Source organism: Paenibacillus tyrphae (assembly GCF_024158745.1).
GTDB lineage: Bacteria > Bacillota > Bacilli > Paenibacillales > NBRC-103111 > Paenibacillus_G > Paenibacillus_G tyrfis_A.
On sequence record NZ_JAMZAW010000008.1, the window covers coordinates 214,384 to 227,349 of the forward strand.

At 55.2% G+C, this 12,966-nt stretch carries 12 protein-coding genes; all 12 read right to left on the reverse strand.

Annotation, left to right across the window (positions count from 1 at the left end; all coding sequences use genetic code 11):
- Nucleotides 1-33: 33 nt before the first annotated feature.
- Complete coding sequence (locus NI000_RS14085; RefSeq protein ID WP_253411500.1) at nt 34-897, reverse strand: type II secretion system F family protein; 864 nt, start codon at nt 895-897, stop codon at nt 34-36.
- 12 nt (nt 898-909) lie between these two features.
- Entirely contained in the window at nt 910-1,737 is an 828-nt protein-coding gene (locus NI000_RS14090; protein ID WP_253411502.1) for a type II secretion system F family protein, read from the reverse strand.
- A 35-nt stretch (nt 1,738-1,772) separates the two neighbouring features.
- On the reverse strand, nt 1,773-2,993 hold the full coding sequence (locus NI000_RS14095; protein ID WP_253411504.1) for a CpaF family protein: 1,221 nt from the start codon (nt 2,991-2,993) through the stop codon (nt 1,773-1,775).
- Nucleotides 2,990-4,102, reverse strand: a complete 1,113-nt coding sequence (locus NI000_RS14100; protein WP_253411506.1) for an AAA family ATPase — start codon at nt 4,100-4,102, stop codon at nt 2,990-2,992. The genes NI000_RS14095 and NI000_RS14100 overlap by 4 nt, the downstream gene beginning before the upstream one ends.
- 289 nt (nt 4,103-4,391) lie before the next feature.
- Nucleotides 4,392-5,024, reverse strand: a complete 633-nt coding sequence (locus tag NI000_RS14105) for a class I SAM-dependent methyltransferase (RefSeq protein ID WP_253411508.1) — start codon at nt 5,022-5,024, stop codon at nt 4,392-4,394.
- Between the two features lie 40 nt (nt 5,025-5,064).
- A complete protein-coding gene (locus NI000_RS14110; protein ID WP_253411644.1) occupies nt 5,065-6,102 on the reverse strand; it encodes an SAM-dependent methyltransferase in 1,038 nt (345 codons plus the stop codon).
- On the reverse strand, nt 6,102-6,875 hold the full coding sequence (locus NI000_RS14115) for an ABC transporter ATP-binding protein (RefSeq protein WP_253411509.1): 774 nt from the start codon (nt 6,873-6,875) through the stop codon (nt 6,102-6,104). The genes NI000_RS14110 and NI000_RS14115 overlap by 1 nt, the downstream gene beginning before the upstream one ends.
- Before the next feature lie 13 nt (nt 6,876-6,888).
- Entirely contained in the window at nt 6,889-7,230 is a 342-nt protein-coding gene (locus tag NI000_RS14120) for a cyclic-phosphate processing receiver domain-containing protein (protein ID WP_253411511.1), read from the reverse strand.
- Entirely contained in the window at nt 7,227-8,075 is an 849-nt protein-coding gene (locus tag NI000_RS14125) for a deoxyribonuclease IV (RefSeq protein WP_253411646.1), read from the reverse strand. Before NI000_RS14125 ends, NI000_RS14120 begins: the two co-directional genes overlap by 4 nt.
- A gap of 13 nt (nt 8,076-8,088) precedes the next feature.
- A complete protein-coding gene (locus NI000_RS14130; protein WP_253411513.1) occupies nt 8,089-8,898 on the reverse strand; it encodes an Fpg/Nei family DNA glycosylase in 810 nt (269 codons plus the stop codon).
- Nucleotides 8,899-8,960: 62 nt separating this feature from the next.
- Nucleotides 8,961-10,592, reverse strand: coding sequence for a ribonuclease H-like domain-containing protein (locus NI000_RS14135; RefSeq protein WP_253411515.1), 1,632 nt, complete (start codon nt 10,590-10,592; stop codon nt 8,961-8,963).
- A complete protein-coding gene (locus tag NI000_RS14140; protein WP_253411517.1) occupies nt 10,589-12,874 on the reverse strand; it encodes a DEAD/DEAH box helicase in 2,286 nt (761 codons plus the stop codon). The genes NI000_RS14135 and NI000_RS14140 overlap by 4 nt, the downstream gene beginning before the upstream one ends.
- Nucleotides 12,875-12,966 lie beyond the last annotated feature (92 nt).

Sequence of the window (12,966 nt, forward strand, 5' to 3'; positions counted from 1 at the left end):
CTCTATTGTCGCAAGACTATATCTGTTATTCGATCAATTCATCATCATTAAAGCAGGGGCCGCTACCATAACCATGACGACGAAAAATATCATAACCATCGGAAACACCAGCTTGGACGCCGCTTCTTCACCGAGTGTTTTGGCAAGCGCTTTTCGCTTCTCCCACAGGTTGACGGACAGTTCCCTCAAGGCCATTACCAGTTCGTCGCCACCCCGCTTGTAATTCAACAGCAGCGTTGTCGTAAACAGCGAAACCTCCTGCATTGCGCACCGCTTGCTGAAGTCCTCCATCGCTTTGGGAAAGGATACGTTCACCTTAAGGGCGTGAACGGTTTCTTTCAATTCGGTCATTAACGGACTGCCGACAGCCTCTTTTCCATTCGTAATTCGTACCAGGGCCTGCGGTACCGTTTCGCCTGCGCCAACCAGCAGCATCAGTTGGTTCAATACTTCCGGAAGCTCAATTAAGATAGACTGTTTCTTCCGTTTTAGCTCCCCGGCTGCTTGTTTGTACATCAGAAACGGAACAAAAATCGTCAATGGCAGACAATAAACAAGCATCTCGGCTTCTCCGGAAACCAAACCGGCCATGGTGCTCAAAATAATCAGGCCGTAAGCGATAATAAGCGTCTTGGCTGCAAACCATTTCGTTTCCGAGATCGCCGGTTTCGCTCCGTATAGTCCTATCATGACGCGATGTACCTTGCCGAACGGCTCGGATAATCGGTCGGCAACCTTCGTCCGGTCCATAAACCATAAGCTTGCAGGAGCTAGCCAATAGAATGCATCCGAACGTGAAAGACCTCGATCGTCACGGGCCCATGGAGCATACTTTGGAAATCCTGCCCAAGCCGCACCCGCAACGGCGAACAGCTCCAACAGCAATAGCGCGAGCATCCACAAATCGCTTCACACCTTTATATTCATAATTTTTTGCGCCAAGGCAAAGCAGCCGAACAATACCCCAAGCGCACCGGTCATGATAAGCAGACCGCCGCCTTCATACAGCGGTTCCATATAATCCGGCGTCATCCAAGCGAGTGCTGCAATGAGAATGACGGGCGCCACCGTGAGCACTTTGGATTCGAATTTCTTTTGGGCCAATGCCACTTGGATGTCCTGTTCGATATCCAATTTTTCCTGAATAATGACGGCCGTTCGCCGAACGACCTGAACCAGACTGCCGCCCGTCCGCTTGCATATAACGAACACGTCCGCAAACTGGCCGATCTCGTCGATATGGGCCCGACGACTGAAGTCAAGCAGGCATGCTTCCACCGTTTCACCGTTTTGCAGCCGCCAGGTAATCAATTCAAGTTCGCGCACAATCATCGCTCCGGCATCGGGATACAGCAGCCGCAAATCGTCGAGCGCCTCGGTAAAGGATGATTCGATCGAGCGGCCGGCTCCCATGGAAGAGGCCAGCGAAGCAAGCATTTGTTTGAACTGCTGTTTAAGCTGCGCCTTCCTTTTAGCTATGATGGCCTTGCGCCGCATAACGGGATAATAAAATCCGGTTAAGGCAAACAGCCCGGCAATCAACGGATTTTTGTAGAACACCATAGCAATCCCCGCCATGACGGCTGCGCCGCAAAAGACAGCAGAGACCTTTTGTCCCCATGTCAGTTGGTATTCGTTATAATCCGGAAGCTTTGCTTTGGAAGCCGCAGGCGCCGGTTTCGTGCCGAAAGACAACCCCGCAAAGGCGCGCAAACGGCCGAAAGCCGATTTGTTCATGTTTGATATCCTCCCCCTTTCATACCATCCACCTGTTAGATCAAGCCAGCCATCTCCAGCTTCCATGTCCCTGCCAGTTCATTTCCGGTAGGCTCAAGCTGCCCGATGACTTTCCCCTCCGGCGTTTCACCCGTCTCTACGAAACGGTAAAGCGGGTTAAGCTTCACCTCCCCTTCGTCGAACCCGATAACTTCGGTAATTTCCGTCACCCGTCTGGATCGGTCGCGAAGGCGTGTCAAGTGGATCATTACGTCGAGCGCCGATGCGATTTGTTTGCGTACAACTTCGACCGGCAGGCTGGCCCCGCTCAATACCATCGTCTCCAAACGACTCAGCATATCCTGAACCGAATTCGCATGCCCCGTCGATAATGATCCCTCATGCCCAGTATTAAGAGCTGCAAGCATATCCAAAGCTTCCGCCCCTCGGACCTCTCCGACAATGATGCGGTTCGGCCGCATCCGCAGTGATGACCGGATCAAATCTCGAATCGTAATCCCGCCTTTTCCTTCCGTATTCGCATTGCGGGTTTCGAGGCTCACGAGGTTCGGCACGCCGCAAATTTGCAGCTCGGCCGAATCTTCGATCGTGATGACGCGTTCGTCCGGCGGAATATATTGTCCCAGCGCATTGAGAAATGTCGTTTTCCCTGAGCCTGTTCCTCCTCCGATAAACAAATTGTATTTTGCCTTGACGAAGCGAATAAGCTGCTCCGCCGCTTCGCGCGAGAGCGCCTGACGTGCAATCAGATCGTCCAGCGTCATCGGATTTTCCGGAAATTTCCGGATCGTCATCGCCGGACCTTTCAACGCAATCGGCGGGAGGACGACATTGACGCGGGAGCCGTCCGCAAGCCGGGCGTCGACAATCGGAGTCGACTCGTTCACAATCCGGTTGACCCGGCCAACGATCGCCTGAATCGTGTCTTCCAGCTTCTCCCTGCTTTCGAAGCGGATATCCGTCTCAAGTACGTGGCCATCTTTTTCAACGAAGATCTGGTCATGGGAATTGATCATAATTTCAGTAATCGTCCGATCGTCGACGAGAGGTTGGAGCACGTCCAAACCGCGGAATGAATGAAACACCTCTTGCACCAATGTCTGCTTTTGCCCCGCGGTTAAAAATGATTCTCTGGAGTAAGCAAACACGATTTGCTCAATCTGCTCCATGAGCTGCTCGTCCGACAAAGCGTTTCCATAATCCAAGCTGTCCTGTACACGTTGTTTAATCAGCTGCTTTACGGCGACGTCCTTCATCGGTAGTGCGATCCCTCTCCACCGGCTCGCAACAAGCCGGCAGCGGCCAAGGCAAAGGCCGGCGACATCATGTCCTCCACTCGCCCAACGCCCTTCCACTCGGGGACGTAAGGCAGTTCGCTGCGATGTGCAAATCCATACGTTTCAAACCGATTCACCGTCTGTCCGGCATTTTTGTTATGTACGAACCGCACCCGATGCAGCCAGTCTGTCGCTCGCTCCACGGCAGTCCAGCTTCGGAGCAGCTCAGCGTTTTTGCTCAAATGTACGCAGTCATCCAGCAGCAGCCATAAAACGAGGTCAGCCCCTTGAATCGCTTCCCTTGTCACAGCATGCGGCGCCGAGTCCAAATCGATTACGATACGGTCGTACATCCTCGTAGCTTCGATCCCTTGCATAATGTACTTCAGATCGGACGCCTCCATCTCCGCCAGTTCTTTCAGGTGCATCGACGGAGGAATGTAATCGAACTTGCAGTCGGGATGTTTCCTTTTGAGCCCTTCCAACTTAGAAGAAATAAGCGCTGGGGCCGTCTTGGCATAGTATAAAAGCTGAGAAAACGATTCCGCTTCCTCCCCTCCTTGCTGAATATACCAAGCCCGGGATGGGAGCAATTCCAGACCCAAACAGAAGACGCGTTCCCCCTGCTGGGCAAGCTGGTACGCCAAATGAACGGCCGTTACTGTTTTGCCCGCTCCGCCGATGCCCGAATAAACGGCGACCGTCTTTGCTCCCCGGTTCCCCCGCAACGGCTCACCTGCACAAAATTCGTTGTAATGCGCTGTAATACCCGATAATAGCCTGTCCAGTGGCTGGTATTTAAACATAACCGGATATTCGAGCAATCCGCCTTCTCTTGCCGAATTGCTGATCATAACCGTACACCCCGGTTTAAGTCCGAACACGGCGTCAGGCAGCGGCATAAGCGATTCGTGGACCATTATAATCAGCGGTTCCTTGGTTTGCTCTACAAACTTTACTCCTTTGTCCATCGACGTAAAGACGCGTATACTAAACCGCTCCGCATATTCGGACGAGCGAACGTAAGCGGACAGCATCTCGCCAAAATAAGCATCCTCGTCCAACAGCAACAGCATAATTTTAGCCACCGACGGCATCCCCTCCTTCTTATCTTCCTGTGGCATCTCCTTCTACCTCGATCCTTCTTCCCTGCGCTTCCTAGATCACATACTCTCCAGTTCCCCCTTAGAAACACAAAAAAAGCACACACTGACAGGAAATCCATTCCTTAGTCAGCGGTGCTTCCGCTTTTGTAAATATGCAATTAACCGTATTATAGCATAAAAAATGGGAAGCGCAACAGTCCGGGGCAAAAATTACGTTTCCGCTTTGCCTCCCACCTATCTAAACTTCCGCATCGCGCCGTTGTATGGCCGTTTAACGAAGCTCGGGCCTAGTTGCAGCTAGTACCCAGACAACCTTCGGTTTATCATAGCGGTCCATGGTCTGCTCCTGTAAAAACGAGACTTGCCATTCCTGAAACAGCCGTTCCAGCTGCGGACGATCGAAAAAACGTTTGCGCTGCCCATTCCATTCGTAATAATTCGGCTCGATAAGCCTACCTTGTCCGGCGCCGTATTCGAAGTCCCTCGTCGAATTGACCCGGCACCAAAGCTGCCCGCCTGGCTGAAGCACCCGGGAAATGTCTGCGACGATTCTCCCGGTATCGCTCCATGAGAAGTAATGGAGACTTAAATCCGCCACCACAGCCCGCGCCAAACCGTCCGGAAACGGCAGCGGCTGCAGCAAATCAAGCCGCTCCGTTTTAACTTGCGGCACAAGCTCTTGCACCCGCATTAGCGCTTCGGCCGAACGGTCGCAAGCGATGACGGAGTAACCTTTTTCCGTTAAATACAGCGTATCGTTCCCGGCGCCGCAACCAAGATCCAGTATGGGACCGGTCCCGGCAGGATCAAGGTCTCCGATGAACGGCTCCAGCCACAAATCGTACTTGACCTGCTCCGGTCTCAGCTTGGAGAACAAGTCGTTCCAAAAAAACGCATCCGACATCCGCAAAGCTCCTTTCAGCTCGCATTGCCAGAACAGCCAGTTACATTTGCTTCATCAAAAACAGCGTAAGCTCCTCGCGATTGTGAAAAAGCTGCTTCGCTTGCTGCAGCTCCAGCTCTGGAGCCAGATCGCTCACCACTTCGCGAATCGTTTGAAACGCCTTCTTGTGCATCAGCTTCACCGTGATAACAGCCGTTCCACCCGGCTGCAGCGCATCCAGCAGCCCCCGGACTAGCTTGGCCATTTGACGGTGGCTCCAGCTCATGTCGCAAACGAGCAGATCGAATGCATTCGCCGGAAACGAAACCTCATCGGCCTTTTTCTGAAAATACGTAAGCTGCGGATGACGCAGCAGCGTCGCATCCAGCTTGGCCGGGTCGACCGCGGTTACCCGAAGCCCACGCTCCAGCAGCAGCGACGTCCACCCGCCCGGCGCCGCGCCGATATCGAGCGCCGACCGGTACTGGGACAAATCCAAGCCGAAGGCCTGCTCCGCCTCCAACAGCTTGAACTTGGCTCGCGACACTTGTCCCTCTTCCTTACGGAAGCGTATGGCTCCGCCGGACCAATCGGACAAATTGTCCTGCGGCCGGGACAAGCCGAAATACAGCTTGGCTTCCGTAAAATACAGGGAAAGGATCAGGTCCGCATCGCGCGATACCGGATTCGCCTCGAACACCGCTGTCAGCATCTCTTCAACGGAAGAGCGAACCGACGGCAGGGATAGGCCCGCTAAAGCTTCCCCTTCCGCTTTTCTGGCTTGTACCGCTATGTTCATCTGCTTCAGCGACGCTCCCGCAGCGACAAGCATCTCATGAATATGGTGAAGCGCGTGATCGAAAGTACCGTTCCACGGTTGCGTCGCGTCGACCGGCTGCATATGCCGCAGAAATACGGGCTCCTGTGCCAGGATGCGGCCAATCGTATCGCTGCGCTCAAATTCGGATGTGAATACAAACACTTCGCCTGGAACCAGCCATTCAAATTTAACAGACTGATCCAGCAGACGCCGAAGCTCTTCTTGCGCCTGCTGGGCAAATCCCCGGTTGGACGTGCCGATAAATGTCGAGTCGTTCATCACAGCACCTTAATCCAAGGCCGGTCTTCGGACCATTCGATCCGAATCGGCACTTGATACGCCTTTGCTAGATTTTCCTCGGTCAAAACGTCCCGCTTCGCGCCGGAAGCAATAATTTTCCCCTGCTCGATCAGTACAACGTGCGTGAAAAGCGGAACGATCTCTTCGATGTGATGCGTGACATAAATGACCGTCATTTGCTGGCCGCCGAGCACGTTGATATTTTCAAGCAGCCGCTCGCGCTCGTACAAATCGAGACCTGAACAAGGCTCGTCCATAATGAGAATTGATGGATTTGTCATCAAAGCGCGGGCCAGCATCACTTTCTTCCGTTCGCCTTGGGACAGCGTACCAAGGGGCTGATTTGCCAGATGGGCAAGCTTTACCTTATCCAGCATGGCGATCGCCTTCTCGCGGGCCGACTGCGGAATTTCTTCATAAAAGCGCAAGTAACCGAATTCGCCGGTGGCAATCACTTCCCACACCGGGTCCCCGGCATTTAATTTCTCGTACAGCGATTGGCTGATATAGCCGATTTGCTTGCGGACTTCTCGGACGTCGCATTGTCCGTATGTCTTGCCGAGCACTTGTACTTTTCCTCGGGTCGGGAACTCATAGCCGTTCATTAGTTCCAGAACCGTCGTTTTGCCCGAACCGTTCCGGCCGAGCACGACCCAATGCTCCCCTTGACGAATATCGATATTGACCCCGGACAAAATATGCCGGTCTTCGCGGATAAAATGAATATCTTGCAAGGATAAGACCATCGTCATGTTGAACCACAACCTATTCTTTTACAGTTTCGGAAATTTCCATAAGCAGCCCAGAAGGCATCGGACCGTTCGTCAGCCGGACATGCTCCGGCTTGCTCGCGTACAGCAGTTGAAACATTTGCTGACGGCCCGCATCGCTCGACGTATGCAAATAAATGCGCTGCGGAAACAAACCGGCGCTTACCATCGCCCGTACCAATTCCAGTCCGTTGGGCTGTCCCCAGCCCAAGTCGTAGTCGAGCGAAAGCACGTCCACCTCGCACTCCTGCAGCAGCAGCAAGCATTCGTCCACGGTACGAGCAGGCACGAAGCCTTTCGGACAAGCGCGATAATCGTCCAAAAAAACGTGGATCACCCTTCGCTCAGCTCCTTGACGTATCGAATTTCCGAAGCGTGCGTGCTCCCTCGCAGGACAGGCGTTTCCAGCACCGCCGGAAGGTCGGGCATCGACTTGAGCGCAGTCGAGCGCAGCAGCGAAGCGAATCTGGCTTCCCCGATTTCGCCACGGCCGATCATGGCATGCCGATCTTTGTGCGCACCTCGCGGATATACGGAATCGTTCAGATGAATCGCCCGGAGGTCCTGCAAATAACCGGTCGCTGCCGCATGCCGCTCCAGTTCTGGCCATCCGTCCTTGGAGGAGGGCCATAAGCCCGAGGCAAAAGCATGGCACGTGTCGAGGCAAAAGCCGACAAGCCGCGGAAAAGCGCAAAGATTCCGCACTTGCACGAGCTCCTCAAGCGTCGTTCCCATGGAGGTCCCTTCGCCCGCCTGATTCTCGATCAGCAGCAGCGAACGGCCCGTATAGCCGGCAAGCGCTTCATTCATACATTGTATAATATTTTTATAGCCTTGTAACGGGTCTTCCCCTTTATATTTGCCAAAATGGACCACGACGCCGACCGAGCCGCACGCATCTGCAATCTCAAGATCGTTGCGAAGCGAAGCGATCGTCGCCTGACGCAGCTCGCCCGGACCTACGGCAAGATTCGTCGGATAAGGAGTGTGAGCGATGCTGAGCAGGCCGTGCTCGCGGCAAAACCGGGCGCACTGCTCGGCGTCCTGGCGGTTGAACGACTTTACGGTCAAGCTTCGTGGATTTTTGGGGAAATATTGGAACGACTGGGCCCCAAGCTTTACCGCCGTCTTTGCCGCTTCCGCATAACCGCCCCGAATACTGATATGACAGCCGAAACGTATGGTCAACGCCCCCTCACCTCTGACAGACAAGACAGCAAAACGATTTCTTGGACGAAACGTCGCGTCTGGCAATCGGGCTGCCGCAGCGCAAGCAAGGTTCTCCTTCGCGGTCGTAAACCCGGCAACGGCTGTCGAAGCCGCCCGTAAGCGAATCGCCGACGAATAGCGGCATCTCCATGTACCCGCCGCCCTGCGTCGCTTCCGCCAGCACTTCACGCATAGAGCGGTGTAACCGGTGAAGTTCTTCATCAGATAGCGCGTTAGGACGCCGGGACGGCAGGAGACCCGCTTGATAGCAGATTTCATCGCTATAACAGTTGCCGATGCCCGCTAAGACGCTTTGATCGACGAGGTTGCTTTTGAGCGTACCCGCTTTTACTCGCAGACGTTCCGCGAACCGGTCGGGCGTCAGCCCCGGATCGAAAGGCTCGGGACCGAGCTTATTCATCAGCTCATCGACTTCCAATGGATCATGGAGATGCAAATAACCGAGCCGCAGCCCGATAAAAAACAAGTGACGATCTCCGAAGCCGAGCCGGACTTGAACGGACCGGTCGGGCTTCTCCTCCGCCTTTCCGTAGAACATCATGCCTCCGAGCATTAAATGAAGCACCAGAACGTTGCCTGTCGTTAAACGAAACAGCAGATGCTTCGCTCTCCTGTCAATGCGGGAAACGGCCTGACCGATCAGTTCCTGCTCCCATCGCTCGGGCGTCACGTTGATCGATTTTTCCCTTGTTACTTCGGTATCCGTCACAGTCCGACCTATGATTCGCTCGCTTAGCAGCTTACGGTAATTTTCCATTTCGGGCAGCTCAGGCATCGTCATTATTCCTTTCGGATCATGATCTTACCATGTATTTCCAACCCGAAGCGAAATTATACTTACAGCGGCATAGAAAGCTGTTCCGCCGCAGACAGACCGGATTTTCTTTTTCTTGTTGATTGAGGAGCCCGGGAACCAACGGACGCTGCCTCCTGAACCGGAGCTTGGCCGTCTGACCTAGCGGATAGCTTTGCCCGTGTCCGGGCGCTTGACTGCGTCGGCAGTAACGAATCGGACGCTTCTTGCTCAACAGTACTTGTAACACGCCTCACACTAGCGGAAGAGGACGCTTTCCGCCGCAGCCGTTCGATTCGCTTGCGCAGGCTGACGGCTTCGGCATCCTCCTCCCGCTCCTCTTTTCCCTTCGCACGGTTGCCGCTAAGTGTGGACGATTTGCGCTCCCCGCTCCGCTTCAAAGCATCTCGCCGCCAGAGATGGTCCAGCGCTTCCTGAGCATAGGCGAGGGCGCGCTGCCACTGTTTTTCCTTATGCTCGTAGTACATGGACAGCTCGATATACGGCTCCAGCGAAGCCGTTGCACGGCCGCCCTTCAGGTCGATATACCGGCTCCAGAGCGAGCAGGCTTGCGTGTGGCGTCCCCGTCGCTTGCAAAATTGCGCAAGCGGCAGCAGGCACGGTTCTTCGGCAGCAAGCTCGTCCGCAACAAGAAGCTCTTCGGTCAGCGCATTCATCACGGTGTCAGCCATGCCGCTTCGACCGATTTTATCGAGCCACAGGCCGAGCCGAAAGCACTCCTCTAAACCAAACAACCTCGCGTGGGACCAGTCATAGGAACCGTTCAGCAAGCAGGCAAAATGAACGGCCAGGCCCGCCAGCGACAGCACATCCAGCTCGTTATGCACGAACACCCCTTCCAAAACGGAAGGGTCGCGCTGCGCTAAATATTGAAAATAGAGCGTCGGCGCAAGCGAGCCCGGCACATCTTCTTCGCGGTGGACGCCAAGCCGTTCCTCCTCTACTTTGCCTAGTCGGCAGGAGGGCAGCGTATGCTTCCATAAACTGCGGGAAGGATGCAAAAAATCGATGTGCCCCGAAGGCTCGGCGGCCAATTCCATCCGATTCATGATATAGCGGTTTTTGACAATCGGCCAATCGAACGATTTGCCGTTATAAGAGATTAATACCGGATGCGCAGCAAGCTTTTGCTCCAAATAGGCCAGCATCGCCGCCTCTTCGCCGGGGTGCCGGATCAGCATCTGCTCGATATGATATTGATGGCCTTGGTAAAATCCGACTCCCACCATAAACGGCACGTTGCCTGCCCCATGCCCCAGCCCTGTCGTTTCGGTATCCAGAAAGAGCAGCCGTTCGTGGAATGGAGCGGCCGAACGGTTCGCCGCAGCTTTGCCTGCCGCCGGCTCCAGCAGCGCGAACAGTTCCTCCGCGCAAGACGATAAACGGCTCAGCTCATACTGCCCATGACGAACCCCCGCTTCGTACGTGCGGCGGCGGATGACGAAATCGCCCCACTCCGTATGCTCCATGGCCGCACCGACAACCGTCCACTCGTCAAAGTCCGCCGCGGACTCCGGCTTTCTCTCATCGTGAGCCGCCTGGCCCTCTTCGGCCGAGTCTCCCGCAGCCATTTGAATCTTGACTTCTTCCTCGCGTTCCTGCGTACCCGCTATCGACTTTTTGTGCCGCAGCAGCCTTTCCTTGAGCGAGCTCATCGCGAGGCCTCCAGCTGCTTCAGCAGCCCGAGCGACAGCTGCTTCCCGGTCAGCCCGACTTCTTCAATCGGCCCGACACAGGCCGGGCAGCCGCTCAAGCAGCCGCACGACGAAATCAGGCGCTGCGCTTCGGCAAGCAGCTCCCCATGCACTTCGTACAGCCGCTCGCTAAGCCCTACGCCGCCCGGGTAACGGTCGTAGAAAAATATCGTTGGCTGCTTGTTATGCACCGCCTTCACCTGCGGAACGACGCGGATGTCATGCGGGTCGCACATCAAATAAAGCGGCGCGATGTGCACAAGCACGTTCGCCAGCCCCAGCAGCGCAAATTGCATATCGTTCACCGTCATGCCCGCGGCAATCTCGTCGTCGAACGTGAACCAGTAAGAGCTCGTGTGCAGCTCCTCCTCCGGCAGATGAATCGGCCCCGATCCGATATTTTCGTGCGTCCGCAGCTTGATTTTTTTAAAAATCGTCGCCTTCGCATTCACGGTCACTTCGCCGAACTGCCGCTTGAGCCCCCGGTCAATTGCCTCCCGGTGCACGTGCAGCACCTTTAACTGGACGGCCAAACTCGCGTCCGTAAAATAATCGACATCGACCTCGCGTATGTAAGCCTTCTTCTCCTCGTAATCGAGCTTCTCCACCTGATACTGTACGCCCTCGTGGATATAGATCGCTTCCTCGTGAATCAGAGTCGGGGCGCTGAACCGGTCCACCTCGCCGATGACCCGGGCGCCGTTCGTCATATCGATGATAATGAAATTTTCCTGTGCGGCCGACCGCAAGCTGATATCGTGCGCCGGAAACGACTGCTCCATCCAGTGCCACCTGTTTTTGACCCGGTGCAATATTCGTTCCTCCGTCAAAAACTCCAAAATATCATGCAGCGACTCGCCGCCGAATTGCTCATTCTCTTCGAACGGCAGCTCGTAGGCGGCGCATTTGACATGGTCGACCAAGATGATGAGGTTGTCCGGCTCGATCAGCGCCCGCTCCGGCGGACGCTCGAAAAAAAATCTGGGGTTCTGGATCATGTATTGATCCAGCGGATTGCTGCTCGCCACGAGGAACGTGACGGAGCTTTCCTGGCGCCTACCGGCGCGGCCCGACTGCTGCCATGTGCTCGCGATCGTGCCGGGATAGCCGTTCAGCACACACGCCTGCAGCTGCCCGATATCGATCCCGAGCTCCAGCGCGTTTGTGCTGACGACGCCGCGGATCTCTCCGCTGCGCAGCCCCCGCTCGATTTCGCGCCGCAGCTTGGGCAAATACCCGCCGCGGTAACCGCGGATTGATTTCGTGCCCAGCTCGTGGGCGACCAGCTCCTGCAAATAAGTAAGCAAAATTTCGACCCGTACGCGGCTCCGTGCGAAAACGATCGTTTGTATGCCTTGGCGCAGCAGCATCGCGGCGATTTTCCTCGTCTCCAGTACGCTGCTCTTGCGGATGCCAAGCTGCTGATTGACCACAGGAGGATTGTAGAAGACAAAATGCTTCTCTCCCGCGGGCGCGCCGTTGTCGTTGACAAGAGATACGCTCTCGCCGATCAGCCGCTCTGTGTGCTCCCTCGGATTGTCGATCGTCGCCGAAGCGCAAATAAACTGCGGATTCGAGCCGTAAAAGCGGCAAATCCGCTTAAGCCGCCGGATTACGTTGGCCACATGGCTGCCGAACACGCCGCGGTAAGAGTGAACCTCGTCAATGACAATGAACTTTATATTCTCAAACAGCTTCACCCACTTCGTGTGATGCGGCAAAATCGCGGAGTGCAGCATATCCGGGTTCGTCACGACGATGTGCCCGGCATTGCGAATGGCTTGGCGTACGGTCGGCGGCGTATCGCCGTCGTACGTATGGGTTTTGATATCGGCACCCATAATATTCGCCAGCTCTTGGAGCTCGGCCACTTGGTCTTGAGCGAGTGCTTTGGTCGGAAACAAATAGAGCGCACGCGCGCTCTCGTCTTTCAATATGCCCTCCAGCACCGGCAGGTTGTAGCACAGCGTTTTGCCCGAGGCGGTCGGGGTCACAGTCACGACGTGCCGCCCCGCGCTTACTTCGCGGAACGATTGGGCTTGATGCGTATATAATTGTCCGATGCCCCGGGCCAGCAACGCTTCCCGCAGCCCGGAGTGCAAGCCTTCCGGGAATGACTCGTACCGCCCTTCCCGCGGCGGAATCGTATGCCAGTAAGTCACCTGGGACATCAGCTCGGACGACGAGCGGATCAAATCGATCATTTCTTCGATGGAAGAAACCTTGCCAGTCAAACGGTTCATAAGTGCAGCTCCTTTTGACGGTAACGTTCCTTTTATTATATCGAATGCATGTTCGTGTGACAATCTCTTTTCTTAGCGAAGCCGGTCGAACG